At 72.6% G+C, this 26,057-nt stretch carries 23 protein-coding genes and 1 riboswitch; of the genes, 7 read left to right on the top strand and 16 right to left on the bottom strand.

Annotated elements, in window-relative coordinates; all coding sequences use genetic code 11:
• Window positions 1–616: 616 nt before the first annotated feature.
• From groL to HNR10_RS19190, 3 genes are all read right to left on the bottom strand, one after another.
• Window positions 617–2,248, bottom strand: coding sequence for a chaperonin GroEL (groL, locus tag HNR10_RS19200; RefSeq protein WP_179825525.1), 1,632 nt, complete (start codon window positions 2,246–2,248; stop codon window positions 617–619).
• 341 nt (window positions 2,249–2,589) lie between these two features.
• Window positions 2,590–3,402, bottom strand: coding sequence for an ABC transporter permease (locus HNR10_RS19195; protein ID WP_179825524.1), 813 nt, complete (start codon window positions 3,400–3,402; stop codon window positions 2,590–2,592).
• Entirely contained in the window at window positions 3,399–4,373 is a 975-nt protein-coding gene (locus HNR10_RS19190) for an ATP-binding cassette domain-containing protein (protein ID WP_179825523.1), read from the bottom strand. The genes HNR10_RS19195 and HNR10_RS19190 overlap by 4 nt, the downstream gene beginning before the upstream one ends.
• Before the next feature lie 224 nt (window positions 4,374–4,597).
• Here HNR10_RS19190 and HNR10_RS19185 point away from each other — a divergent pair, with 224 nt between their 5' ends.
• Window positions 4,598–5,611 carry a hypothetical protein gene (locus HNR10_RS19185; RefSeq protein ID WP_179825514.1) on the top strand — a complete coding sequence of 338 codons (1,014 nt, stop codon included), beginning with the start codon at window positions 4,598–4,600 and terminating at the stop codon, window positions 5,609–5,611.
• A gap of 14 nt (window positions 5,612–5,625) precedes the next feature.
• Here HNR10_RS19185 and HNR10_RS19180 read toward each other — a convergent pair whose 3' ends face one another.
• The 3 genes from HNR10_RS19180 to thrC form a co-directional block, all read right to left on the bottom strand.
• Window positions 5,626–6,210, bottom strand: coding sequence for a PadR family transcriptional regulator (locus HNR10_RS19180; protein WP_179825512.1), 585 nt, complete (start codon window positions 6,208–6,210; stop codon window positions 5,626–5,628).
• A gap of 107 nt (window positions 6,211–6,317) precedes the next feature.
• Window positions 6,318–6,596, bottom strand: coding sequence for a ubiquitin-like small modifier protein 1 (locus HNR10_RS19175; protein ID WP_179825510.1), 279 nt, complete (start codon window positions 6,594–6,596; stop codon window positions 6,318–6,320).
• A 125-nt stretch (window positions 6,597–6,721) separates the two neighbouring features.
• Window positions 6,722–7,981, bottom strand: a complete 1,260-nt coding sequence (gene thrC, locus HNR10_RS19170) for a threonine synthase (RefSeq protein ID WP_179825508.1) — start codon at window positions 7,979–7,981, stop codon at window positions 6,722–6,724.
• 13 nt (window positions 7,982–7,994) lie between these two features.
• Window positions 7,995–8,137: riboswitch (SAM riboswitch) on the bottom strand.
• A gap of 305 nt (window positions 8,138–8,442) precedes the next feature.
• Here thrC and HNR10_RS19165 point away from each other — a divergent pair.
• A complete protein-coding gene (locus HNR10_RS19165; protein WP_179825506.1) occupies window positions 8,443–9,879 on the top strand; it encodes an alpha,alpha-trehalose-phosphate synthase (UDP-forming) in 1,437 nt (478 codons plus the stop codon).
• A gap of 46 nt (window positions 9,880–9,925) precedes the next feature.
• On the opposite strand, the gene HNR10_RS19160 is transcribed toward HNR10_RS19165, so the two are convergent.
• The gene (locus HNR10_RS19160) at window positions 9,926–10,501 is read right to left on the bottom strand and encodes a helix-turn-helix domain-containing protein (protein ID WP_179825504.1); all 576 of its coding nucleotides are present in this window, start codon (window positions 10,499–10,501) and stop codon (window positions 9,926–9,928) included.
• 99 nt (window positions 10,502–10,600) lie between these two features.
• Between HNR10_RS19160 and HNR10_RS19155 the strand changes: the two genes are divergently transcribed.
• Complete coding sequence (locus HNR10_RS19155) at window positions 10,601–12,007, top strand: MFS transporter (protein ID WP_179825502.1); 1,407 nt, start codon at window positions 10,601–10,603, stop codon at window positions 12,005–12,007.
• A gap of 141 nt (window positions 12,008–12,148) precedes the next feature.
• Here the strand turns inward: HNR10_RS19155 and HNR10_RS19150 are convergent, their stop codons facing one another.
• Together HNR10_RS19150 and HNR10_RS19145 are read right to left on the bottom strand one after the other, a co-directional pair.
• A complete protein-coding gene (locus HNR10_RS19150; protein WP_179825500.1) occupies window positions 12,149–12,730 on the bottom strand; it encodes a GrpB family protein in 582 nt (193 codons plus the stop codon).
• A 325-nt stretch (window positions 12,731–13,055) separates the two neighbouring features.
• Entirely contained in the window at window positions 13,056–14,219 is a 1,164-nt protein-coding gene (locus HNR10_RS19145) for a S8 family serine peptidase (protein WP_179825498.1), read from the bottom strand.
• A 229-nt stretch (window positions 14,220–14,448) separates the two neighbouring features.
• Between HNR10_RS19145 and HNR10_RS19140 the strand changes: the two genes are divergently transcribed.
• Both HNR10_RS19140 and otsB read left to right on the top strand, forming a co-directional pair.
• Window positions 14,449–14,733, top strand: a complete 285-nt coding sequence (locus HNR10_RS19140; RefSeq protein ID WP_179825496.1) for a DUF3263 domain-containing protein — start codon at window positions 14,449–14,451, stop codon at window positions 14,731–14,733.
• A gap of 473 nt (window positions 14,734–15,206) precedes the next feature.
• On the top strand, window positions 15,207–16,034 hold the full coding sequence (otsB, locus tag HNR10_RS19135) for a trehalose-phosphatase (RefSeq protein WP_179825494.1): 828 nt from the start codon (window positions 15,207–15,209) through the stop codon (window positions 16,032–16,034).
• Here otsB and HNR10_RS19130 read toward each other — a convergent pair.
• Window positions 16,003–17,034, bottom strand: coding sequence for a serine hydrolase domain-containing protein (locus HNR10_RS19130; RefSeq protein WP_179825485.1), 1,032 nt, complete (start codon window positions 17,032–17,034; stop codon window positions 16,003–16,005). The two genes, otsB and HNR10_RS19130, sit on opposite strands and share 32 nt — an antisense overlap.
• Before the next feature lie 169 nt (window positions 17,035–17,203).
• Between HNR10_RS19130 and argJ the strand changes: the two genes are divergently transcribed.
• Window positions 17,204–18,361: a bifunctional glutamate N-acetyltransferase/amino-acid acetyltransferase ArgJ gene (gene argJ, locus HNR10_RS19125; RefSeq protein ID WP_179825483.1), complete on the top strand. Its 1,158-nt coding sequence runs from the start codon at window positions 17,204–17,206 to the stop codon at window positions 18,359–18,361.
• An 81-nt stretch (window positions 18,362–18,442) separates the two neighbouring features.
• On the opposite strand, the gene HNR10_RS19120 is transcribed toward argJ, so the two are convergent.
• On the bottom strand, window positions 18,443–20,050 hold the full coding sequence (locus tag HNR10_RS19120) for a DHA2 family efflux MFS transporter permease subunit (RefSeq protein WP_179825481.1): 1,608 nt from the start codon (window positions 20,048–20,050) through the stop codon (window positions 18,443–18,445).
• Between the two features lie 135 nt (window positions 20,051–20,185).
• Here HNR10_RS19120 and HNR10_RS19115 point away from each other — a divergent pair, with 135 nt between their 5' ends.
• A complete protein-coding gene (locus HNR10_RS19115) occupies window positions 20,186–20,824 on the top strand; it encodes a TetR/AcrR family transcriptional regulator (RefSeq protein WP_179825478.1) in 639 nt (212 codons plus the stop codon).
• A 127-nt stretch (window positions 20,825–20,951) separates the two neighbouring features.
• Here the strand turns inward: HNR10_RS19115 and HNR10_RS19110 are convergent, their stop codons facing one another.
• The 5 genes from HNR10_RS19110 to mtlA form a co-directional block, all read right to left on the bottom strand.
• Window positions 20,952–22,733, bottom strand: coding sequence for a phosphoenolpyruvate--protein phosphotransferase (locus HNR10_RS19110; protein WP_246406304.1), 1,782 nt, complete (start codon window positions 22,731–22,733; stop codon window positions 20,952–20,954).
• Between the two features lie 130 nt (window positions 22,734–22,863).
• Window positions 22,864–23,904, bottom strand: a complete 1,041-nt coding sequence (locus tag HNR10_RS19105) for a zinc-dependent dehydrogenase (protein WP_179825476.1) — start codon at window positions 23,902–23,904, stop codon at window positions 22,864–22,866.
• Between the two features lie 269 nt (window positions 23,905–24,173).
• Entirely contained in the window at window positions 24,174–24,617 is a 444-nt protein-coding gene (locus HNR10_RS19100) for a PTS sugar transporter subunit IIA (RefSeq protein WP_179825474.1), read from the bottom strand.
• Window positions 24,607–24,915 (bottom strand): PTS sugar transporter subunit IIB, encoded by a 309-nt coding sequence (locus HNR10_RS19095; RefSeq protein ID WP_179825472.1) that lies wholly within the window; start codon window positions 24,913–24,915, stop codon window positions 24,607–24,609. Before HNR10_RS19095 ends, HNR10_RS19100 begins: the two co-directional genes overlap by 11 nt.
• Window positions 24,912–26,021, bottom strand: coding sequence for a PTS mannitol transporter subunit IICB (gene mtlA / locus HNR10_RS19090; RefSeq protein WP_179825470.1), 1,110 nt, complete (start codon window positions 26,019–26,021; stop codon window positions 24,912–24,914). Before mtlA ends, HNR10_RS19095 begins: the two co-directional genes overlap by 4 nt.
• Between the last annotated feature and the right edge of the window lie 36 nt (window positions 26,022–26,057).

Below are 26,057 nucleotides of genomic sequence, written 5' to 3'. Positions count from 1 at the left end.
GGGGCGCGTGTGGCGACCGGAAAACCAGTGGCCCGGCCCGCGCCGGCATGGCTAGGTTCGGTGACCGTGCGTTCACTCCCGCAGCCGCCAGGCACACCCGACCACCGGTCACCGGACCGCTTCCTGTTCTGGCTGGCCCGGAGGTCGTGGCCGTCCCTCGCCTGGGCCGGTCTCGTCAACGGCGGTTACTGGACCTGCGTCATCCTGGTCTCGGCCGCGCTGGGAGCCGCCGTCGACGCCGGGTTCACCGACGGCGACACCTCGACCCTGACCAGGTGGTTCGGCGTCCTGGCCGCGCTGGCCCTCACCGCCGCCGCCCTGGTGGTGCTGGGGCTCTCGGCGGGTCCTACGCCGGCCTCTGGCACGCCTGGCACGGCGACTGACCCGCCCGCGGGGCCGTTCCCCGGCCCACGGGCGAGGCGGGCGAAGCACGGCTGGAGGGCGACCTCGACTGACGACCCGGACCGCCCCGGCCCGAACCGGCCGAACGGGGGCCCGATCCGCGCCGGCCGAACGGGTCCGGACAGCCACCGGAAACAGCGAAACCGGACGGCCCCGAAGGGCCGCCCGGTCGTCGCGGGCGGGGTCGCGTACCTGACCCCGGGAGCGCGGACTCCTAGAAGTCCATGCCGCCCATGCCACCGGTCGGGTCGGCGGCGGGAGCCCCTGCCTTCTCCGGCTTGTCGGCGATGACGGCCTCGGTCGTCAGGAACAGACCGGCGATGGAGGCCGCGTTCTGCAGCGCGGAGCGGGTGACCTTGGTCGGGTCGATGACGCCGTCCTTGAACAGGTCGGTGTACTCACCGGTGGCGGCGTTGAGGCCGTGACCGGGCTCCAGGTTGCGGACCTTCTCCGCCACGACGCCGCCCTCGAGGCCGGCGTTGATGGCGATCTGCTTCAGCGGCTCGGCGATGGAGCGGCGGACGATGTCGGCACCGATGGCCTCGTCGCCCTGCAGGTCCAGCTTCTCGAACGCGGGGACACTGGCCTGGAGCAGCGCGACGCCGCCACCGGGCAGGATGCCCTCCTCGACCGCGGCCTTGGCGTTGCGGACGGCGTCCTCGATGCGGTGCTTGCGCTCCTTGAGCTCCACCTCGGTCGCGGCACCGGCCTTGATGACGGCCACGCCGCCGGCCAGGCGCGCCAGGCGCTCCTGCAGCTTCTCGCGGTCGTAGTCGGAGTCGGTGCGCTCGATCTCGTTGCGGATCTCGTTCACACGACCGGCGATCGCGGTGGCGTCACCGGCGCCGTCCACGATGGTGGTCTCGTCCTTGGTGACGACGACCTTGCGGGCGCGGCCGAGCAGGTCGAGCTCGGTGTTCTCGAGCTTGAGGCCGACCTCCTCGGTGATGACCTGGCCGCCGGTCAGCACGGCGATGTCGCCGAGCTGGGCCTTGCGGCGGTCGCCGAAGCCCGGGGCCTTGACGGCGACGGACTTGAAGGTGCCGCGGATCTTGTTCACGACGAGGGTCTGCAGGGCACCCTGCTCGACGTCCTCGGCGATGACCATCAGCGGACGGCCGGACTGCAGGACCTTCTCGACAACGGGCAGGAACTCGTTGTTGTTGGAGATCTTGGAGTTGACGATGAGGATGTAGGGGTCCTCGAGGACCGTCTCCATGCGCTCAAGGTCGGTGGCGAAGTAGGGCGAGATGTAGCCCTTGTCGAAGCGCATGCCCTCGGCGAGCTCCAGCTCGAGCCCGAAGGTCTGGCCCTCCTCGACGGTGATGACGCCTTCCTTGCCGACCTTGTCCATCGCCTGCGCGATGGTCTCGCCGATCTGGGCGTCACCAGCGGAGATCGAGGCGGTGGAGGCGATCTGCTCCTTGGTCTCGACCTCCTTGGAGAGGTTGCCGAGCTCCTCGTTGATGCGGGCGACGGCGGCCTCGATGCCGCGCTTGAGACCGACCGGGTTGGCGCCGGCGGCGACGTTGCGCAGACCCTCGCGTACGAGGGCCTGGGCGAGCACGGTGGCGGTGGTGGTGCCGTCACCCGCGACGTCGTCGGTCTTCTTCGCGACCTCCTTGACCAGCTCGGCCCCGATCTTCTCCCACGGGTCCTCGAGCTCGATCTCCTTGGCGATGGAGACACCGTCGTTGGTGATCGTGGGGGCGCCCCACTTCTTCTCCAGGACGACGTTGCGACCCTTCGGGCCGAGCGTGACCTTGACGGCGTCAGCGAGCTGGTTCATGCCGCGCTCGAGGCCGCGACGGGCCTCCTCGTCGAACGCGATCAGTTTGGCTGCCATTGAGTTCTTGTCCTCCCGTGACCGGGCTGATACGCGATGGGACGAGGCGTGCGCCCGCGACGGACGACCATGACACCGCCGACAACCCTGCTGTCGGGGACCGTGGTCTCGCAGCCTCGATCCGGTTTAGCACTCGCCTGGTTGGAGTGCTAACCGTGTCTATTTTTAGCACTCGCCCCTGGAGAGTGCAAACGATGTGGTCACGATTTACCGACCGCGCGGACCGTTGTTCACCTGGGCATATGCCATGGTACGAGGCGTTTTGCGCGCTCAGCGGACAGAAGCGGCACCGAGCCCTCGGGGCCCGGCACCCTCCCCGTCCTTCCCCTCGGACGACCGGTTCAGACGTTCATCCGCCGGGTCATCCGGGCTCCGACCAGGAGAGCCGCCACCGCCAGCGCCAGCGCGACCCCCCAGCCCAGGCCGACGGCCGCGCCCCACTCACCGGCGAACAGCGCGCGTTCGGCGTCCACCACGTAGGCGACCGGGTTCAGGCGGGAGAGCGTGTACAGCCAGGTCGGGGCCAGGTCCATCGGCAGCAGCACCCCGGAGAGCAGCATCAGGGGCATGATGACGGTCTGCAGCACCGGCGCGAAGACGTAGGTCTGCTTGGCCACCAGGGCGACCAGGTAGGAGAGCGTGGACAGCCCGATCCCCAGGACCGCGAGCAGGGCCAGGCCCACGAGTGCGCCCACCACGTTCGTCCGGAACCCGAACGGCAGCACGAGCACGAGGATGAGCACGACCTGCGCCAGCATGAGCGCCACGTCCCGCAGGACCCGGCCGAGCAGCAGCGCCACACGGTTGGCCGGGGTCGCGAGCAACCGCTCGTACGCGCCCGAGGCCATCTCCGGCAGCAGCCCGAACCCGGCGAAGCCCGCCGTGAACAGGGCCAGCATCACCAGCAGGCCGGGGACGAACCACTGCCACGGGTTCTCGCCCTCCGCGCCCGCCAGGCCGGTGAGCAGGGGCGCGAACAGCACGAGGTAGAGAACCGGCTGCAGCATCCCGAACACGAGCATGACCGGGCGGCGCAGCACCGGCCGCAGCTGGCGCTGGAAGACCAGCCCCGTGTCCCGGAGCAGACCCCCCTTCCTCATCCTCGGGCCCTCGTGGGCCGTGGTCGTTCCGTTCTCGGCACGGGCGGTGGTCATCGGGCGTCCTCCTCGCGCAGGCTGCGGCCGGTCAGGGTCAGGAACACGTCGTCCAGGGTCGGCCGCTGCACGCCGACCGTGAGCGGGGCGACCCCGGCCGCGTCGAGCGAACGCAACAGGTCGGGCAGGACCCGGTCCCCCTGTTCGACACGGAATCGGACCCCGGGCTCACGGCCGGGCTCCGCGACGACCTCCACCGACGTCGCCGAGGGCACGTTCTCCGCGGTCCGCGCCCCGACGCGCGCGGCGTCCTCGTCCTCGGTGGTGAAGGCGACGAGGTCACCGGAGACCTTGGCCTTGAGCGCGTCGGCGGTGCCGTCGGCGATCACGAGGCCATGGTCGATCACCAGGACCCGCTCGGCGACGGCGTCGGCCTCGTCCAGGTAGTGGGTGGTGAGCACGACCGTGGTGCCGTGCTCGCGCCGCAGCCGGGCGATGTGCTCCCACAGGTTGGCCCGGCTGTGCGGGTCGAGCCCGGTGGAGGGTTCGTCCAGGAAGAGCAGGCCGGGCCGGTGGATCAGCCCCATGGCGATGTCGAGGCGGCGGCGCTGTCCGCCGGAGAGCTTGGTGACGTCGCGGTCGGCGGCGCCGCCGAGCTCCAGCTGGTCGAGGAGCTCGGCGGTCCGACGACGCGCGGTGGCCCGGTCCAGGCCGTAGAGCAGGCCCTGGGTGAAGAGCTCGTCGCGGGCCCGCTGGTCCTCTCCCGCGCCGTGCCCCTGCCCGACGAACCCGATGCGGCGACGCACCTCGGCGGGTGCTGCGCGGACGTCGTGTCCGGCGACGACCGCGGTGCCCGAGGTGGGTTCGAGCAGGGTGGTGAGCATACGCAGGGTGGTGCTCTTCCCCGCGCCGTTGGGGCCGAGGAACGCGACGAGCTCTCCCTCCCCGACGTCGATGTCGACGCCGCGGACGGCCTCGACCGTCTCCTTGCCCGACCGGAAGTGCCGGGTCAGCTCACGCGTGTGGATCATCCCGTCTCCTTATTAAAACTTGAATACCACGACGAGTGTGCACGATCCCCCTCGGATATTCCAACGTGAATCCGATCAGCCGGGCCGACCGGGCGGCGGGCGGCGGACTCGGGGTGATCGGGCACGCGACCGCCCCGGTGCAACGTACCGTCGGCGCCGCGCGTCCAAGATCCGACGGCGGCGCCACCGGTCGACGCCACCGCGTGACTGGAACGGCCCCCGGTATGCGACTGCGCCCCGTCTTCGACCCGATGCTCCCCCAGGACCTCGTGCGGCACCTGCGCAAGCACCCCGAGGACCTCACACCCGTGGAGCCTGGAACACCGGCCGGACGGCGCAGGCCCAGACGGGGACGGGCGCTGGTCGGCGCACTGGCGCTGGTGGGCTCGCTGGCTCTCGTCGTCGCCGTCGAGGCGTGGTTCGGCCGCTGGTGGGCGCTCGGCACCGGCTTCGCCAGTCTGTTCTGCTACGTGCCGCCGCGCGGGGACGTCAAGCGCGTCGCAACGCCCCTGGTCCTGGGCGCGTGCACCATCTTCCCCTGGTGGATCTGGGCGCTGGCGTTGTCCGGCACGTGGGCGTGGCTCCCCTTCGCGTTTCTCCACCCCGTGCTCTTCGGCCTGTTCGTGAACTGGGCCCCCGCACGGGAGTTCCACGTCCCGCGCGACCGGTACGTCCTCCCCGAGGAGCTGGCCCACCCCGAACAGGACCGCCTGGAGCGCGTCCGGTCGGTCATCGGCACCGTCCAGGAGGCCGAGCGCCTCCTGTCGTCCGGATTCGGCGGGACGGACGCGCTGCTGGTGCTGCGCGAGGAGGAGTGGCGCCTGGCGGAGTCGATGCGGCGCATCGCACCGCTCGCGGCCGAGATCGACACACTGGCCTCGAACGCCGTGTCCGACCGGGTGCGCAGGGCCATGCGCCCACAGGTGGCGGTGCTCGCGGAGGCCCGTGGAGCGCACCGCGCCGCCGTCGAGCGCGTCGAGGCCTACGTCCGACCCGTCGAGGAGGCGGTGGCCGCCCACCGGGAGTGGGAGCAGTACCGGCGGCTCGCCGCGGGCGGTGACGGCTACGCCGACGTCCTCGCCGAGACCCGCGGCCGTGACCACGGCGCCCTCGCCGGCGCGCCCGGCCTCACCGCCGACCCCGCTCTCGAAACGGCACGACGCGAGCTGTCACGCCGTACCGGCCGGGCGGCCGAGGCGAACACGTGGCTGCTCCGAGCGGTGCGCGGTCAGCGGTGACCACCGCGGACCGGCTACTCGCCGCGGCACGGCAGGCCGAAGGCCTCCGGTCCGTCGTCGGCCATGGTGTAGCGGCCCGCCTCCAGTGACGCGATGAGGTCGCGGGTCCACTCGGCGGCCGCGTCCACCGTGACCCGCCACAGCCCGTAGAGCTCGCGCACGTGCTCCGGACGCTCACCGGTCGCCTCGACCCCGTCGGCCAGCTCGGGGCCGACCGCCTCCAGCTCCGCCAACCGCAGCCGGAGCGACTCGACCGCCTCGGCCCGCGGCAGGGACGTCATCAGCGTGACACCGGCGCACAGCAGGGCCTGGTCGTCGCCGGCGTGGCTCAACGCCTTGCGCAGGAGGCGGCGCAGCTCCGCCTCCCCCTCTCCGGTGATCTCGTAGGAGGTGCGCTCGACCACCTCGTCGCCCTCGGCGACGAACTCCCGGAGCCGTCCCTCCTCGGAGAGCTTGCGCAGCGCGTGGTAGATCGACCCCCACTTGACGTTGGCCCACTCCCTGGCGCCCCACGACAGCAGCTCCCGACCCACCCGGTACCCGTGGGTCCGCCCGTGCATCCGCACCACACCCAGGACCAACAGCCGTGTCGCCGACATCGCCACCCTCACTCGACTCCGAATCCCCCCAGCCTAAGAGGCACGGAAAAGGGGTGGCCCCGGCGCCCGTGACGGGTACCGGGGCCGCCCCCTGGCCGAGGTCGGGCTCAGCAGCCGCCGGCGACCGCCGGAATGATCGAGACCTTGGCCCCGTCGGCGACCTCGGTCTGCAGCCCCTTCTCGAAGCGCACGTCCTCGTCGCCCACGTAGACGTTGACGAACCGGCGGACCTTGCCCGCGTCGTCGAGGATGCGGGCGCGGATGCCGGGGTAGTTGGCCTCCAGGTCGTCCAGGACGTCGGCCACGGTGGCGCCGTCGGCGGTCACCTCGGCGGCGTCGTTGGTGTAGGTGCGCAGGATGGTGGGCACGCGAACGCTGGCGCTCATGGTGTTCGTACTTCCGTTCAGTGGGGCGCAAAGGGCTGCGCCGAGGACAGCCGTTGAGGGTGGTGGCCCACCCGCCCCGCGCAGCGCCCGGCGGGCGATCGTGGATGACGGGTGGGCGGGTGGGGTCAGGCGAGGCCGGCGGCGGTGAACGCGGCCAGGGTCGGCTTGACCGTCGCGGTGACCCCGGCGTCGACGGCGTTCAGGGTCTTGAGCCCGTCACCGGTGTTGAGGACCACGGTCTCGGCCTTGGTGTCGATGCGGCCCTCGCGCACCAGCTTGCGGAGCACGCCGGTGGTGACGCCGCCCGCGGTCTCGGCGAAGACGCCCTCGGTGCGGGCCAGCAGCCGGATCGCGTCGACGACCTCGTCGTCGCCCACGTGCTCGACGGACCCGCCCGTGCGCTTGGCGATGTCGAGCACGTACGGCCCGTCCGCCGGGTTGCCGATGGCCAGCGACTTGGCGATGGTGTCGGGCTTGACCGGCTGGATGACGTCGTGGCCCTCCTCCCACGCCTTGGCGACCGGGGAGCAGCCGGTGGCCTGCGCGCCGAAGATCTTGTAGGGCCGGTCCTCGACCAGGCCGAGCTTGATGAGCTCCTGGAAGCCCTTGTCGATCTTGGTGAGCTGGGAGCCGGACGCGATCGGGATGACGATCTGCTCGGGCAGGCGCCAGCCGAGCTGCTCGGCGATCTCGTAGGCCAGCGTCTTGGAGCCCTCGCCGTAGTACGGCCGCAGGTTGACGTTGACGAAGCCCCAGCCCTCGCCGACCGGGTCGCCGATGAGCTCGGAGCAGAAGCGGTTGACGTCGTCGTAGTTGCCGTCGATGGCCACCACCTTGCCGCCGTAGACCGCGGCCATGACGACCTTGGCCTCCTCCAGCCCGGCGGGGATGAACACACAGGACTCGAACCCGGCCCGCGCGGCGGCGGCGCCGACCGCGCCGGCGAGGTTGCCGGTGGAGGAGCAGGACAGGGTGGTGAAGCCGAAGGTGCGGGCGGCCTCGACGGCGATCGCGACCACGCGGTCCTTGAAGGAGTGCGTGGGGTTGCCGGAGTCGTCCTTGACGTGCAGCGAGTCGAAGCCCAGCTCGGCGGCGAGGCGGTCCGCCCTCACCAGCGGCGTCAGGCCGGGGTTCATGTTGGGCAGCTCGGCGACGTTGGTCGGGACCGGCAGCAGGGAGCGGTAGCGCCAGATGTTGTTGGGACCGCTCTCGATCTCCTCGCGGGTGACCGTCCCGAAGTCGTAGGCGACTTCCAGGGGACCGAAACAGAACTCGCACGCGAACTTGGGCGTGAGCTCGTAGCGCTGTCCGCACTCGCGGCAGGACAGTGCGGTACCGGGTCCGAAGGAGCGGACGGAGGTGGGTTCAGTGGCGGCAATCGCCATGGCGAGGCGTCTCCCCTCATCTTCCCTGGTGGCCACCTTGACCCCAGGCCGGAGTTGGCACCTGTCTCGGACGTCTCACAGGGAACGTGAGTCTCGCGTACCGAGATGGTTGCCGGGGCTTCGCAGGGCCGGTCCCTCCACCCCTCTGGATGAGCAATATGAAGTTTGGAGCTGATCCTGTCGGATCCGCACCGTCACTGTAACGGACGTGTTCACCCGATTTCCACGCCGGGTGATCCGCGTTACACAATGTGGCTCACATGGTGAGACGGGGCAGGTCGGCCCGTGGCGCGTGCACGCGCATCGTTGCGCCTGTGTGAACCCGGAGGTCGCTGACCTGGAGTGGGTTTGGACAGGGCGCCCACAGGCGAAACATGAAGGAGCGCCCGGCGCGCGCCGACGTCGCCGTACCCTCAGCAGCCACACCCCAGTCACATTCGCGCCTTCGAGAGGACGACCACGTGGACAAGGCACAGATCCTCATCGCCTCCAACCGGGGACCGGTGTCCTTCTCCGTCTCCGACGACGGAGCCCTGGAGTCCCGTCGCGGCGGTGGGGGCCTGGTCTCGGGCATGATCTCCGTCGCCACCGAGATCGACGGCCTGTGGGTGTGCGCCGCCCTGTCGGACGCCGACCGGCGCGCCGCCGAGGAGGCGCCCGAGGCCCGACTGGACCGCGTCCACGACCTCGACGGCATGCGCGTGCACATGCTGGACATCCCCCGCCGCACCTTCGACGGCGCCTACACAGGCGTCGCCAACTCCACGCTGTGGTTCGTGCAGCACATGCTGTACGACATCCCGAACAAGCCCGTGTTCGGCTCGCACTTCCGGCGCCTGTGGGAGGACTACACCGCCTACAACAACGCGTTCGCCGAGGCCCTGGTGAGCGGGGCCGCCGACGGCGCACGGGTGGCGGTGCAGGACTACCACCTGGCGCTGGTGCCGCGGATCCTGCGGGCGCGCCGCCCCGACCTGCGCATCGCGCACTTCTCGCACACGCCGTGGGCGCCCCCGGAGTACTTCCGGATGCTGCCGGGCCACGTCGCGCGCGAACTGCTGGAGGGCATGCTCGGCGCGGACCGGCTCGGCTTCCTCAGCCCGCGCTGGGCCGACGCGTTCCTGCGCTGCTGCGCCGAGATCCTGCGCGCCGAGGTGGACCTCGTCCGGCGGACGGTCGAGTACGGCGGCCGGGTGATCAGCGTGGGCGTGCACGCCCTGGGGGCGGACGAGGCGGGGCTGAACGAGAGCGCCGCCGAGCCCGCGGTGGCCGCCCGCCGCGAGACCCTGGAGGAGGTCGTCGGGGACACGCGGCTGATCGTGCGGGTCGACCGCACGGAGCTGTCCAAGAACATCGTGCGCGGCCTGGAGGCCTACCGGGAACTGCTCACGGCGCACCCGGAGTGGCGGGGCCGCGTGACGCACCTGGCGTTCGCCTACCCGAGCCGGGGCGACGTGCCCGAGTACCGCGAGTACACCGACGCGGTCCTGCGCGTGGCCAAGGAGATCAACGAGGAGTTCGCGACCGCCGAGTGGACCCCGCTGGTGCTGGAGGTCAACGACGACTACCCGCGTTCGCTCGCCTCGTTCCAGCTGGCCGACGTGCTGTTGGTCAACCCCGTCCGGGACGGGATGAACCTGGTGGCCAAGGAGGGACCGGTGCTCTCCAAGCGGGACTCGGTGCTGGTGCTCTCGCGGGAGGCCGGCGCGGCCGACGAGCTGGGCGAGCACGCGCTGCTGGTCAACCCCTACGACACCGTGGAGACGGCGGAGGCCCTGCACCGGGCCCTGTCGATGGACCCGGTCGAGCGCCGCGCGCGCCGCGAGGGCCTGCGGGAGGCGGCGGTGGCCCTGCCGCCGCGCAAGTGGTTCCAGGACCAGCTGCGGTCCCTCGGCTGAGCCGTTCGGGGTTCCGCCGTTCGGGGTTCCACGGCCGGACCGGACGTCAGTCGTCCGGTCCGCCGACGCGCACCACCGCCCGGTCGCCGCGCGGACCGAAGAGGTGCAGGATCTCCACCCCGGTGTCGTCGGCCGGACCGAACCAGTGCGGTTCGGAGGGGTCGAACTCCGCCACCTCGCCCGGCCCGAGCAGGTGCTCCCGGTCGCCGATGATCAGGTTCAGCCCGCCCGCCAGCACGTAGAGCCAGGCGTGGCCCTCGTGGGAGACGAGCCTGGGCTCGCGGGGGCCGAGCACGTGCTTGAAGACCTGGACACGGCCGGGGTAGCGCGTCAGGGGGACCACGACTCCGCCGCTGCCGTGCCGGTAGGGCTCCAGGTGCACGCGGGGGTCACCGGTCGCGGGCGCGGCGACCAGCTGGTCCAGTGCGACCCGCAGCGCCCTGGCGAGCGGGATGAGCAGGTCGAGCGTGGGTTGGCGGCGACCCGTCTCCAGCCGTGACAGGACGCTGACCGACAGCCCCGTCTCGTCGGCGAGCGCTCGGAGCGTGCGTCCGCGCTCGACGCGCAGAGCGCGCACCCGCGGGCCGATGGTGTCGAGGATCTGTGCCACGTCCGGGTCCACGCCCCCAGTGTTGCAGATTCCGCAAAAACGCTGGGCCGCGACGCCGTCCCGCCGCGAGCATCGTCCGGGTCCGCTCCCCGCTCGAAAGGCTGGTGTCCGATGACCCGGACGACCCCCGCGCCCGCGCCGGTACTGAGCGCCCGGCGCCGCTGGACGGTGCTCGCGATCTGTGCGTCGGCGATGTTCCTCGTGGGGCTCGACACGACGATCGTCACCATCGGGCTCCCCGCGATCGGCCGCGGCCTCGACGTCGCGGTCCACGACCTGGCATGGGTGGTGGACGCCTACACGGTGGTCTTCGCGAGTCTGCTCATCACGTCCGGCGCCCTCGCCGACCGCTTCGGCCGCCGACGCGTCCTCATGACCGGGCTGGCGGTCTTCGGGCTCGCCTCGCTCGTGTGCGCGGGCGCCCCGTCGCTCGGGGTCCTGGTCGCGGCACGGGCCGCGCAGGGCGTCGGAGCGTCCATGCTCGGGCCGGTGGCGCTGGCGATCGTGGTCAACGCGATGCCCGACCCGCGCGAGCGTGCGCGGGCGATCGGTGTCTGGGCGTCCGTGTTCGGGCTCAGCATGGCGGCGGGACCGGCGGCGGGAGGGGCACTGATCGCGGTCCTCGACTGGCGGGCGGTGTTCTGGGTCAACGTGCCGGTGGTGCTCGCCGCCGTCGTCCTGGTCGCGGTCCTGGTACCGGAGTCGAGGGGGTCGCGCGTGCGCGGCCTCGACCTCCCGGGTCAGTCGCTGCTGGTCGTGCTGCTGGGCAGCGGGATCGCGCTGCTCATCGAGGCGCCCGGCCTCGGATGGGCCTCGCCCGCGGTGCTGGCCGGCTACGGGGTCGTGGCGGTCTCGGCGGTCCTGTTCGCCTGGTGCGAGTCGCGTCGGCGCGAGCCGCTGATCGACCCCGGCCTGTTCCGGGTGTCGAGCTTCACGGGGGCCGTGCTCGGAGCCGTCGCCGTGTTCGTGGCCCTGAGCACGACGCTGCTGATGACCACCTTCTACTGGCAGGACGTGCGCGGGTGGACGCCCCTCGCGGCGGGTGCGGCCACCCTGCCGCTGGCCGCCGGGGCCACCGTCTGCGCTCCCCTGTCGGGGTACCTCGTGGGGCGGGTCGGCGCGCGCCCGCCGCTGGTGGTCGCGGGCGGCTCCCTCCTCGCCGGCGGGGGCCTGCTGTTCGGTCTCGCGGGCGGCTCGGGTGGGCTGCTTCCCCTGCTGGGCGCCTACCTGCTCGTCGGAGTGGGGGTGGGCTTCGCCAACGCGCCCATCACCGACACCGCGGTGAGCGGGTTGCCGCCGGAACGCGCCGGTGTCGCGGGCGGGACCGCTTCCACCGCCCGGCAGGTCGGGACGGCGATCGGTGTCGCGCTCGCCGGAAGCCTGGTCGCGGGGGCGGGACCCGGCGGGTTCGCGGGGGCGAGCCGCCCCGGGTGGTCGGTCGTCGCCCTGTGCGGAGCGGCGCTCCTCGTGACCGCCTGGACCGCTCGGGCCCGGCGCTCCGGACGGAGCGGCGCATAGACCCCGCGCATCACATGAACCACATCAGCCCCGCAGGCCGGCGACGGCGATCGGTACCGACGCGGTACAGGCACGAGGGCATGGCTCGGGGCGCGTCCGCCGGGGGACGCGCTCTCCCGGTACCGCCGGCCGCGGCGGGCGCTACTCGGCGGCGGCCGCCTCGGCGAGGATCTCCTCGATGACGTCGGACTTGGCGTCGGCGTAGTCCTGGACGCTCTGCCAGGTGCGCTCGGCCAACTCCTTCCTGCGGGCGGTGTAGCGCTCGCGCGCGCCGGCGTCCGCGATGAGGCGGTCGCGGAAGCGGATCATCCGGTCCGCCTCCTCGCACCCCTGCCCGAACACGTGCAGGTTGAGGTTGACGTCGGGGCCCTTGAGGACCCGGTGCTCGAACCAGGCGGGCTCCCGGATGACCAGGGAGTATCCGGCGGCTTCGAGGTCGGCGGCGTAGGCGGGTTCGTCGGAGGAGTCGGCGACGACGAGGAGGATGTCGACGCACGGCTTGGCGGGCAGGCCCGGCACGGCGGTGGAACCGACGTGCTCGATCCGCAGGGCGCGGTCGCCCAGTGCCTGGCGCACGCGCTCGGCCTCCCGCTTGAACAGGTAGGGCCACTTGGGGTCATAGGGGATGATGTGCACACGCCCGTTGACGAGGTTGCGTGACTCGGGGGCCTCGGGCACGGGCTGGCCTCGTGAGGGCAACGGAGACGCTTCAAGGGGTGACATTCCACAAAGCCTTCTCCGCTCGTCCGCCCACGTCAAGGCATCTGACGGTGCTTACATATGCACATGCACCCGTTGCTCACGATGTGTCGACAGCGCTGTGACCATGAGCGACGCGAGGCGCGCCCTCCGCACGTTCCGACACCATCCGCACACGCAAGCGGACCCGGTCGGCCCCGCCGCCCCGTCGGCCCCATTCGCCGGAGCCCTCGCCGGGGAGTGTTCTCTCGCGGATGTGCGGGGTTCGGCCGGGCGGTGCCGCACGAGCGCGGAGCCGCGGCGGGCGGCAGCCCGGCGACCGCGAGCCGAAACGCTGGGAGGACCCGGCCTAGGCGCCTCGGCGGGGCTTGCGGCGGCGGCCGCCCTTCTGCTTGCGACGGCTCTCCGGCCCCGCCTCGGAGGCGCGTTCGGCCGCGATCCGCTCGTCCTCCGCGGCCCGTTCGGCCTTGACGCCGTAGGGGTCCGCGCTGGAGCGGCGCACCCACACGACCAGCAGCAGCACCCCCAGCACGAGCACGGCGCCGACGGTGGCGAACCACGCCCACACCGGGACACCGCCGCCCTCGTCGGTCCGCTCGGCCAGGTCCTCGTTGAGCAGCGGCACGTCCGCGGCCACCGCGCCCGCGTGGTCGTCGGCGGAGATCACGTGCAGGGCGGGCAGGTCGTCGGGGCCCGGTTGGGAGCCCTCGACCAGCGCCGTGCGGATCTGGTCCGGGGACAGCTGGGGGTAGTGCGTGCGCAGCAGGGCGGCCGCCCCGGCGGCCATGGCGGCGGCGTAGGGGGTGCCGGTGACCTGGGCCGCGCCCCTCTCGGGGTCGGCGGTGTCCAGGTCGGCGCCGGGCGCGGTCAGCTCGATCGTGTCGGCCGCGGCGGAGCCGGGGATGAGCGCGCCGTCCTCGTCCACACCCGCGACGGCCAGCACGTTGGGGTCGTCACCGCCGTCGGCGGGGCCCACGACCAGCGCGCCGGAGCCGGCGGCCTCCTCGGTGGCGGCGGCCAGGTCCTCACCGCCGTCGTTCTCCGGCAGCAGGATGACCGGCGCGCCCTCGCTCGTGGCGTGCCGGACGGCCGCGGGCAGGTCGTCCTCGGTCGGCACGGCGAGCAGTCCCGCGTCGGGCGCCACGCCGAGCACGCCGCCGTCGGCGTCCATACCGTGGCCGTGCGCGGCCACGAGGGCGGCCGCGGCGGTGCCGACCGCCTCGTCGCCCCCCTCACCGACCTCGGTGTCGACGGTGAGGTTGTCGCGCAGGTCGGGGTGGTCCTCGGCCACGGCGAACCCGGGCAGAGCCACCGTGGTGCCCTCGCCCTGTGTTTCCTCCCACACTTCGCGGGCTCCGATGGAGACCAGACCCCACTGCTCGGGCCGAAGGTCGGGGACGACGTCCGCGGCGGCGGAGGCCGGCGCGAACCCGAAGACGGCCGCGGCCGTACCGGCCACCACCGTTCGTACGTGACGTTTGTGCGTCCTGTTGCGGCTGTTGCCCCCGAGCACGTCAGGCTCCCTCAAACGATGCGGTCGGCGTTCTCCCCGGCCCTCCCCGGACCCTCCACATCCTGCCATGAGCACAGGTTCCCGGCTCGGACAAGGGCCTCACGGTCAGGGAACGCAACTGTATCCCCGGTGCCAGTCCTGGGTTTTCCCCTCCGCATCCGGCATGTCGAGTCGCTAGCATGAGTCGCGCCGATCCGGACAAACCAATTTCCCGTCCAGGGGGTGTCCCATGCCGAATATCGGTCCGACCGAGGACGGTCAGTCGGCTCTCGCCGACCGCGAACAGCGCATCCTCGCCTTCGAACGCCAGTGGTGGAAGTTCGAAGGCTCCAAGGAACAGGCGATCCGTGACGAGTTCGGGTTCTCCGCGACCCGCTACTACCAACTGCTCAACGGGCTGGTGGAACGCCCCGAGGCGCTCGCGTTCGACCCGCTCACGGTCAAACGGCTGCGCCGCCTGCGCGCCGACCGCCGCCGCCAGCGCAACGCCCGCCGACTGGGCATCCAGCTCTGAGGGCCCCGGCCCGACACACCGCGGCCGGTCCGTCTCCCCGCCGTCGCCGGTCCGTTCCCCACTCTCCGCGGCCCTTTTCCCCGGCCCGCACCGGTGGGTCCCCCCGTTCTCCGCGGTCCCGACCCCCGGCCTCCGCCGGCGCCGGCGATCCGCGTGGGATCCGATGCCCGCCGGGCGTGTCGCACGGGCCGCTCACGTAGCACCGTGCACTCCAGTACCGCCATGCGCTCCAGCGACACCGCACAGCCCAGCACCACCGTGCACCGCCGCGCAGCCCAGCACCGCTACGCGCTCCCGCACCGTGCCGCGCCGGCCACCACTTCCCCCACTCCCCCACCTCACCCGGCCGACCCGTCCCCGCGGCCGGTCGGCCCCCCGACACGGGGGGCACGACGGGATCGGGCCGGGGGCGCACCGATAGTCTGGCGTCCCCTGCCCGCCGCCGTGACCCGCCCCCTCCGGAGAGGTCTGCGATGTCCCTGCCCCAGCCGAGCACGGACGCCGGACGCGCCGCGCTCACCGCGCTCCTGGCCAAACCCGCGACCGCCCTGGTCGCCTTCGACTTCGACGGCACGCTCGCACCGATCGTCGACGATCCGCGCGACTCCGCCCCCTATCCCGGCATCGTGGAGACACTGGCCGCGCTGTCCCCGCTCATCGGCACGACCGCGGTGATCACCGGCCGCCCCGCCGCCACCGTGGTGGAACTGGGCGGGCTGGACCGCGTCCCGGACCTGACCGTGCTCGGCCACTACGGCGCCGAGCGCTGGTCCGACCGCGAACTCGTCGCGGCCGAGCCCCCGCCCGGGGTGGCACTGGTCCGCGCCGAACTGCCCGGCCTGCTCGCCCGGGTCGGTGCACCCGAGGGCACCTTCGTCGAGGACAAGGAACGCTCGCTCGCCGTGCACACCCGTCGTACCGCCGAGCCCGACGCCGCGCTCGCCCGGCTCGCCCCGCACCTGGAGGAGCTCGCCGCCCGCGCCGACCTGCGGGTGGAACCGGGGCGGATGGTGATCGAACTCCGTCCACAGGGTGTGGACAAGGGTGCCGCCCTGACCGAACTCGCCACCGCGGCGGGCGCCGGCACCGTCCTCTACGGCGGCGACGACCTCGGCGACCTGCCCGCGTTCGACGCGGTCCGCGAGCTGCGCGCGGCGGGCACGCCCGGTCTGACCCTGTGCGCCGCCTCCAACGAGGTCACCGCCGTGGCCGAGGCCGCCGACCTCGTCGTCGACGGCCCGGCCGGACTGGCCGCCTTCCTCACCGGCCTCACGAGTTCGATCCGTGCTCCTGGTGCGTGAGCGCCGTCCGCGCCGCCGCTCTCAGGTCCACCAGCCCCGTCCGGTCCCGGCCGTGGTGCACGGCATTGGTCAGCACGCCCACGTAGCGACCGCTGGCCGGGTGCACGAACAGGCTCGTCCCGGTGAACCCGTTGTGGTAGACCACCCCCTCCTGGGTGATCAGCCAGCCGAGCCCGCGCCACAGGCCCTGGCCGGCGTCCACGTGCGGCTGCCAACTCGCCCGGACATAGGACGACGGCATGACCCCGTCACCGCCTTCGTGGATCCGCAGGACCTCGCGCGCGAAGGCCCCCAGGTCGATGGCGGTGGTGAACATGCCGGCGTGTCCGGCGACCCCGCCCATGAGCGCCGCCGCCTCGTCGTGGACCACACCCCAGGTGGGCGCGGCCCCGGCGAGGCGGCGCTCGGTGGGCGCCACCGCCGGTGAACGGGCCAGCGGGCCGTAGGTCGTGGAGCGCATGCCCAGCTCGTCCCACAGGTCGCCCGCCAGGCGGTCCAGCCCGGTCCCGTACAGGTGCTCCAGGAGCAGGCCGAGCACGATGAACCCGCGGTCGATGTAGGCGTACCCGGGGTCCTCCAGCGGGTCGGCCAACAGGGCCTGGGCCAGGTCCTCGTCCGTGCCCACGTACCGTTCCAGCCACGTGACCGGATTGAGCCGGCTGGTGTGGGTCAGGATCTGCCGGGTGGTGACCGCCCCTCCGGGCAGGTCCGCCACCGGCAGGTATTCGGACATCGGGGCGTCCAGGTCCAGCATCCCCTCGGCGACCGCCTGGCCGACGAGCGGCCAGGTCGCCATGACCTTGGTCAGGCTCGCCGCGTCGTAGGCGACGTCGGGGGCGGTGTCGTCCTCCTCGTTCACGCGGCCGACCGCGACGAACTCCCACATGCCGCCCGTGCCGATGACGGCGGCACCGCCCGGCAGCCACTGGGCGTCCACCATCACCTTCAGGACGCCTCGGATCTGCGCTCCCGTCTCCGTGAGCCAGTCACCATCACGCACAACACGCCTCCCCCCGGGTGTCCACTCGCATTCGGCGGATACCCCGTTACCCGAGTCTTGTCACTCCGGCGCCACGTCCGTACAGGACGAAACCCTCGCAGGTCGTAGCCGTAATGAGGGGTGGGGCACGCGGGTGAGTAGGCTGACGCCACGAAGCCCGAGGAGGATGATGAGCAGCCAGACCCCCGTGCCCGCCGGTTTCCGCGGCGTGGCAGGCAACATCGGGATCAAGGACCCCCACGACGACTTCTTCGCGGTCGTCTCGGAGGTGCCCGCCCACGTGTCCGCCGTGTTCACCCGGTCCCGGTTCGCCGGCTCCAGTGTGGTCCTGAGCCGCCGCGCGGTCGCCGACGGCCGCGCCCGCGGGGTCGCCGTCATCGCCCGCAACGCCAACGTCGCCACGATGACCGGGGAGGCCAACGCCCGCGAGGTGCAGGAGCGCGTGGCGCGCGCGGCGGGCATCGAGCCGGAGGAGCTCCTCATCGCCTCCACCGGGGTGATCGGCGTGCCCTACCCCATGGACCGGGTCCGGGCCTTCCTGGACGGCCTGCCCGCGGAGTTCCCCCCGGCCGACCTGGACCGCTCGGCGGCGGCGATGATGACGACCGACACCGGGCCCAAGACCGCCTCGGCCCGGGTCGGGGAGGCGACGATCACCGGCATCGCCAAGGGCGTGGGCATGATCGAGCCGAACATGGCGACCATGCTGGCCTGGTTCTTCACCGACGCCGACCTGGACCAGCCGGCCCTGGACGCGATGTTCCGCCGGGTCGTGGACCGCACGTTCAACGCGCTGAGCATCGACACCGACACCTCCACCAGCGACTCCGCGGCGATCTTCGCCAACGGGCTGGCGGGCGGCGTGGACTCCGACGCGTTCGAGTCGGCGCTCTACGACGTGGCGCTGGCGCTGGTGCGCAAGATCGCCTCCGACGGCGAGGGCGCGGGCAAGCTGCTGGAGGTGCGCGTCACCGGTGCTCGCGACGACGCCCAGGCCAAGCGGGTCGGCAAGGCCGTGGTGAACTCCCCGCTGGTCAAGACGGCCGTGCACGGCGCCGACCCCAACTGGGGCCGGGTGGCGATGGCGGTCGGCAAGAACGACGCGGAGACCGACATCGTGCCGGAGAACGTGCGGATCGTCTTCGGGGACGTGGAGACCTACCCGACCCCCGCCACCGGCGAGACCCTGGCGCGCGCCGCCGAGCACATGAAGGGCGAGGAGGTCGTCATCAGCGTCGATCTGGGCATCGCCGAGGGCGCGTTCACCGTCTACGGCTGCGACCTGACCGACGGCTACATCCGGATCAACGCCGACTACACGACCTGATCCACGGCCACGGCCGAGAAGGAGGGCCGGCGGCGGCCCGTGGTCACGGGTCGCCGCCGGCCCTCCCGGGTCACGCGTGCCTCAGACGTGCACGGCCGGCGCGGCGGTCCCCGCGGACTCCTCGTCCTCGGACCCCGCGCCGGTCATCCCGCCGCGCATGAACAGCGACATCACCGCGGACACGGCCAGCAGCGCCGCGGCGATCCCGAACGCCCACTGCAAGCCGCTCAGGAAGGCCAGGTTGCTGGCCTCGGTGACGGCGGCGGCGACGTCGGGGGTGGCGCCCTCGGGCACCACGGCCCCGCCCTGCGCGACCGTGCTCTGGTCGGTCCGCAGCTCGTCCGTGCCCGGGGCGGGCAGACCGGCGTCGGCGAAGCGCCCGGGCAGGGTCGCGATGATCGTCGCCGACATCACGGCGCCCAGGACCGCGGTCCCCAGGGAGCCGCCGAGCTGCATTGCGGCCTGCTGGACCGCGGAGGCGACCCCGGCGAACCGCATCGGCGCGGCACCGATGATCGCGGCCGTGGCGCCGGTCATCACCAGGCTGAGCCCCATCCCGAGCAGGATGAAGGCCACCGACAGGTAGACGACGGGGGTCTCCATGGTCAGCCGGGAGAGCATGAACATGCCCACGGCGCTCACCACCAGGCCCGCGGTGGTGGGGATGCGCGGACCGACGCGGTCCAGGACCCGGCCCGCGATGGGCGAGGTGATCGCCATCATCCCGGTCATCGGCAGCAGTTGCAGGCCGGTCTGCGCCGGGCTCATACCGCGCGCGCCCTGCAGGTAGAAGGTGATGAAGAACAGCGAGCCCATCAGGCTCACGGCCATGAACACCATGATCACGGTGCCGATGGAGATCGACGGGTTGGCGAACAGCGCCAGCGGGATCAGCGGGTGCCGGGGGCGGCGTTCCCAGAGCACGAACAGCACGCCCACGACCAGGGCCACGGCGAGCGATCCGAGCGTGACCGGCGCGCCCCAGCCCGCGGTCGGCGCCTCGACCAGCGCCCACACCAGCGCGAAGATGGCGACGCTGAGCAGGATGATCCCGGGGACGTCCATCCGCGAGTCGGGGTCGGTCGCCTGGTTGGGCCGGAGCAGCCACAGGCTGAGTCCCAGGGCGATCGCGCCGACCGGGGCGTTGATGAAGAACACGGCCTCCCAACCGAAGGTGCCCACCAGGACGCCCCCGAGGATCGGCCCGCCGGCCGTGGCCGCGCCGATGAGGCTGCCGAAGACGCCGAAGGCCCGGCCGAGCTTCTCCGGCGGGAAGCCGGAACGCAGCAGGCCCATCGCGGCGGGCAGCAGCAGGGCGCCGAAAACGCCTTGCAGGATCCGGAACACGACGAGCATGATGACGCCGAAGGACAGCGCGATCGCCACCGAGGAGAGCACGAACCCCACGACCCCCACGAGGTAGGTGCGCCGGTGGCCGAAGCGGTCACCCAGTTTGCCCGCGGTGATGAGGAAGACGGCGAGCCCGAGCAGGTAGCCGTGCGTGACCCACTGGAGTTCGGCGAGCGAGGCGCCCAGGGACGCGCCGATGGCGGGGTTGGCGACCGCGACGATGGTCCCGTCCAGGGCCACCATCATGACGCCGAAGGCGATGGCGACCAGGGTCCCCCACGGGCTGTTCCTCAGTCCCCCCGCCCGCTTCGATGGTGGAGCGGTGGTCTGTGCGGTCATGTGTCCCCCTTGCGACGTCTACCGCAAGATTATGGCAACCGCTGACATATTGCAGCAAGTGATTTTTGTCTGTGACTGACATTACATTGCGCGCGCTGGTATGCTCCAGGCAGAACGACCCTGGTGGAGGCGGCCATGAGCGCGACGAGCACTGAGGCACCGACCGGCGGCCTGCGCGAACGCAAGAAGGCCCAGCTGCACGACGCCCTGCTCGACACCGCCCTGCGCCTGTTCCACGAGCACGGCTACCAGGCGACCACCACCGAGGAGATCGCCGCCCGGGTGGGGGTCTCCCAGCGGACGTTCTTCCGCTACTTCCCCTCCAAGGAGGACATCCTGCTGGAGGCACTGGAGGGCGTGGACCGGCACCTCTTCGACGCCCTGCGCGAGCGCCCCGGCGACGAGCCCCCGCTCCTGGCCCTGCGCAACGCGCTGAGCGACCAGTGGGACCGGGTCGAGCGCGCGTCCATGCTCCTGCGGGGCGGCGCGGCCAAGCTCATGAAGCAGAACCCCGAACTCATGGCGGCGCACATGCGCTACTGCCACGTGCGGCAGAAGAAGCTCGCGGCCGTCGTCGCCGAGCGCGTCGGGGTCGACCCGGTCGCCGACCCGCGACCGGACCTGGTGGCCGCGGTGTTCTACGCGGCGGTGAACACGGGCGTGGGCGCGTGGGTCGCCGCGGACGCCGACTTCGACGACCTGCCGCGGACGTGCCTGGCCCAACTGGACCTGCTCCCGGAGGTGCTCGATGACGACTGGAGCACGCCGGGCTGAGCCCGGGCGACCGGATCACCGCACACCGGACACGGGGATGCCCCGCGGGCCGCATGGCCCGCGGGGCATCCTTCCTTCTGTTCTCGGGTCCGGCATCCATCGCTCTGGCCCCGGCGGTCACACGGGCTCAGAGGTCGGCGACGTCCGGGCTCGCCGCGGCGCGGACCGCCTCCCTGGCCTCCGCCGCGGTGGCGGCGGCCAGTGCGAGCCCGGCCAGGTGCCGGCACTCCTGCTTGGTGTGGTGCGCCAGCGCGTGGCGCACGGCGGGCAGCGCCGGAGCGGCCATCGACAGGCTCGTCGCCCCCAGCCCCACCAGCACCACCGCGAGCAGCGGGTCCGCCGCGGCCTCCCCGCACACACCCACCGCGCGGCCGGACCGCTCCCCCGCGCCGCCGACCGTGCCCACCAGCTCCAGCAGCGCGGGCTGCCACGGGTCGAGCAGGTCCGGCAGCGTGCCCAGGGTCCGGTCCGCGGCCATGGTGTACTGCGCGAGGTCGTTGGTCCCCAGGGACACGAAGTCGACCCGGGGCAGCAGGCGGTCCGCCAGCAGGGCGGCGCCGGGCACCTCGATCATGACGCCCGCCTCGGTGATCCCGGCCTCCCGGGCCAGCGCGACGAACTCCGCGGCCTCGGCCGGGGTGGACACCATCGGCGCCATCACGCGCACCCGCGCCCCGGACCCGTCGGCCGCGGCCCGGATCGCCGCCAGCTGGTCGGTCAGCAGCTCCGGGTGTACCCGGGCCGTCCGGAAGCCCCTCCGGCCCAGCGCCGGGTTGTCCTCCGGCCCGGTCCCCGCGAAGGCCAGCGGCTTGTCCGAGCCCGCGTCCAGTGTGCGCACGGTGACGGTACGGCCGTCGAAGGCCCGGAACAACCGCGCGTAGGCGGCGGTCTGCTCGGCCACCGTCGGCGGCTCGGCCCGGTCCAGGAACAGGAACTCGGTGCGCAGCAGCCCCACGCCCTCGCTGTCGTGGGCGCCCGCCTCGTCGGGGTCGCCCTCGCCCACATTGAGCAGCAGCGCCACCGGGGCACCGTCGGCGGTGCGGCCGGGTCCCGCGGAGTCGGCCAGGAGTTCGCGCCGGCGCCGGGCCCGCACCAGGACCGACGCGGACCGTTCCTCGTCCGGTTCGACGTCGATCCGGCCCGTGTCGCCGTCGACCGCGACCGGTGTCCCGTCGGTCAGGCCGTCGGCCCCCTCGCAGCCCACGACCGCGGGGATGCCGAGCGACCGCGCCAGGATGACGGTGTGGCTGGTGGGGCCGCCGTGCCTGGTGACGATCGCCAGCACCTGGTCGGTGTCGAGCTGGACGGTGTCGGCCGGGGCGAGGTCGTCGGCGACCAGCACGTGCGGCCGCCCGGGGTCGGGCAGGCCGGGCATCGGCAGGTCGAGCAGGTGGGCGACGGCGCGGTCGCGGATGTCGGCGAGGTCGGCGGCCCGCTCGGCCAGGTACCCCCCGGCCGCCAGCAGGAGTTCCTGGTAGGCACCGCAGGCGGTGTGGACGGCCCAGGCCGCGGGATCGCCCGCCTCCGTGCGCTCGGCCGTGCGGCGGGCCAGTTCGGGGTCGCGGGCCATGAGCGCCAGCGCGCCCAGGACCGCCGCGGCCTCCTCGCCCAGGCCCTCGGCCCGCGCATCGAACTGGGCGGCCACCCGTTCGAGGGCGTCACGGGCCCGGTCGGCCTCGGTGGCGGCGCCCGCCGAGGAGGGGCGGGTATTGGGCAGGGTCGGCGGCGCGGACATCCGCGCGACGGGGCCGACCGCGGCGCCGGGGGCCGCCGGGATCCCCTCCAGCCGGGACGCGCCCGCGCGGTCGGCCCCGGAGGCATCCGCGTGCTCGTGTCCCTCCGCGGAGGTGCCCTCGCGGGCGGCGTCCCTGGGTGTCGGGATGTCTGGGTGGCCGGTCTGCGGCATCATCGCTCCTGGCTCGGGTCGTCGATCGGTCTCGGCTCACCCCGGCCCAGGGCCTGGACCGGCGGGCGTGTGCGAATGCCTCGCCCACAGCCAACCGTGAAAGGCGCCGGGGCGCCAGTGGGCCGGAGCGGGCTCACGGCTGGATCGTCACCTTGATCGCGGTCCCCGCCGCGACGGTTTCGATGGCCTTGTGCACGTCGGACAGGCTCATCCGCTCGGTGATGAGGTCGGCGACGGGCACGGCGCCCGAGGAGATCAGCTCCAGAGCGCGGCGGTTGTGCGCCGGGCTGGAGCCATTCGCGCCGAAGATCGAGATCTCCCGGTAGTGCACGAGGTTGGAGTCGAGCTGGATGATCGGGTTGTCCTTGGGCAGGCCGCCGAAGAAGCTGACCCGGCCGCCGCGCGCCACCATGCGCAGTGCGTCCTCCTGGGCCCGCCCCGACGCGGCCGCGGTGATGACCACGTCCGCGCCCCGGTCACCGGTCAGGCGCAGGACCTCGGCCACGGGGTCGGTCTCCTCGCCGGCGATCGCCGCGTCCGGCCGGACGACGTCGGCCGACATGTCCAGGCGCCCCCGGTTGATATCGACCAGGAACACGCGGGCCGCGCCGCGGGCACGGGCCAGTCGCACGTGCAGGCAGCCGATGGGACCGGCGCCCATGACGACGACCGTGTCGCCAGTGCTGACGCCCGCGATCTCCTGGCCGTTGAGCACGCAGGCCAGCGGCTCGGCCAGCGACGCCTCGCCCATGTCGATGTTGTCCGGGACCCGGTTGACGCCGTCGACGGCGAGCACGGCCTCGGGGATGATCATGGACTCGGCGAACCCGCCGTCGTAGTGGTAGCCCATGGACTGCTGGCGGGAGCACACCGGCATCCGGCCGGCCTTGCACTCGTGGCAGGAACCGCACGGGATCGCCGCGATCACCTGGACGCGGTCGCCCTCGGCCCAGCCCGTGACGCCCTCGCCGATCTCGCTGATCCGGCCGGTGATCTCGTGCCCGATCACGCGCGGCGGGTCGATGTGGTGGTGGCCGTGGCGGGAGATCTTCACGTCCGTGCCGCAGGTGGAGCAGTTGGCGACGGCGATCTTGAGCTGCCCGGGGCCCACGGTCGGTTCGGGTGCCTGCTCGAGGCGGATGTCACCGGGGGCGTAGAAGCGGGCGACGAGCATGGTGGGGCCTTTCGTGGTGGTGGACGGGCTCCCCGCGCCGAGAACGGCGGCGCGGGGAGCCCGGGCGCGGGCGGGGGAGTGGACCGCCGCGCCGGTGGGGACGGCTCGATGGGGCGTACGCGCGACACGGGGCACGGTGCCTGCGCGGACGCGGGTGGACAGGGACGACGCGGTCCGGACGAAGCGGTCGGAGCCGGAACGACCCGGACGGACCGGCCCGCGCCGAGGCGGACACGACCGACGCGAGCTCAGGGCGCGAGGGCCCTGCCTCAGGCGTCCGTTCCGGGGCCGAGCAGGGCGAGGACATCGGACGGCGCCGACGCCGTCCGCAGCCGTTCGGCCCGCGCGGGGTCGCTGAGCACGGTCGCCAGGGCCGAGAGGACCCCGATGTGCTCGCCCCCGGAGGCGGCGATGCCGACCGCCAGGTACACGGTGTTGCCGTCCCAGTCGACCCCGTCGGGGAACTGGACGACGGCCAGCGCGGTCTCCTTGATCAGCGCCCGCGAGGCGTCCGTCCCGTGCGGGATGGCGACGCCCTCGCCGAGGAACGTGCTGACCGAGGCCTCGCGCTCGTGCATCGCGGGCACGTAGCCGGGCTCGACCGCGCCCAGGTCGACGAGCAGGGCACCGCACTGGTCGATGGCGTCCGTCTTGTCGGCCGCGGTGCGGCCGAGCCGGACTGCGTCGGCGGTCAGCGCGAGATCAGTCGGCAAGGGAACCGCCCTCCTTGATCGCCTGCTCCAGACGGGTGAACGCCGGGTCGCCCATGAACATCTGGAAGCCGATGACGACCTTGTCCGGGAGGTTGCCCTGCGCGCGGCCCAGGAGGCCCGCGTGGCACAGCACCACGTCGGCGTCGCCGGGCACGCGGTCCACCTGGGAGTGCTCGACGGTCACGCCGTACGGCTTGAGCGTGCGCTGGAGCTGACTGGTGAGCATGACACTGCTGCCCATGCCGGCGTCGCAGGCGACGACGACCTTGCGGATGTCCGAACCTTGGATGGTGGTCATGACGTGGCCTCCTTGTTGTGCTGTGCGGTGGCCGCCTCCTGCTTCTCCTTGGCCGCGCGCCGCTCGGACCGGCCGAAACCGAGCAGGACCGAGGCGAGGGCGAAGGAGACGAGGGTGGCGATGGTGACGCCCGCCAGGACGGCGAGGTGGTCCCCGCGCGGGGTCACCGCCATCAGGGCGATGATGCTGCCGGGAGCGGGTGTGGCCAGCAGCCCGGCGTCCAGGACCATGAAGGTGGCGACACCGGACATGCCGCCGCCGATCGCGGCGAGGATGAGCTTCGGCTGGGCGAGGATGTACGGGAAGTAGATCTCGTGGATCCCGCCGAAGAAGTGGATGAGGATCGCGCCGGGCGCGGTGGCACGGCTGATCTTGGGCCCGAAGAACAGGCAGGCCAGCAGGATGCCGAGGCCGGGGCCGGGGTTGGTCTCGATGAGGAACTCGATGGCCTTGCCCTGCTCCGCCACCCGGGCCACGCCCAGCGGCCCCAGGACGCCGTGGTTGAGGGCGTTGTTGAGGAAGAGGACCTTGGCCGGCTCGACGATCACCGACACCAGCGGCAGCACGCTCATGTCGATGAGGAACTGCACGCCGGCACCGAGGCCGCGGGCGATGGCGGTGACCGCCGGGGCGACCGCGTAGACACCGAGGATCGCCAGGAGCCCGCCCAGGATGCCCGCGCTGAAGTTGTTGACCAGCATCTCGAAGCCCGTGGGAGTGCGGGGCTGGATGACCTGGTCGAGCTTCTTCATCAGGTAGGCACCCAGCGGGCCCATGACCATGGCGCCGAGGAACATCGGCATGTCCGCGGCGATGATGACGCCCATCGCGGCGACCGCGCCGACGACACCCCCGCGGCGGTCGTGGACCAGGTGGCCGCCGGTGTAGGCGATCAGCAGCGGCAGGAGGTAGGTGATCATCGGTCCGACGAGCTCGGCGAGCGTCGCGTTGGGGGCCCAGCCGCTCTCGATGAACAGGGCCGTGAGAAGGCCCCAGGCGATGAAGGCGCCGATGTTGGGCATCACCATGCTCGACAGGAAGCTGCCGAAGCGCTGGACGCCGGACCGCACTGACGCCATGCGCTCGTTGGTCTGCTGGTTGGACATGGGGGGACCTCCTGGGAGGTGGGCCGGCGAGGGTGC

Source organism: Nocardiopsis aegyptia, from assembly GCF_013410755.1.
Lineage (GTDB): Bacteria > Actinomycetota > Actinomycetes > Streptosporangiales > Streptosporangiaceae > Nocardiopsis > Nocardiopsis aegyptia.
Note: the sequence above shows the minus strand (reverse complement) of the source record. Positions and strands in the feature narration are given on the sequence as shown.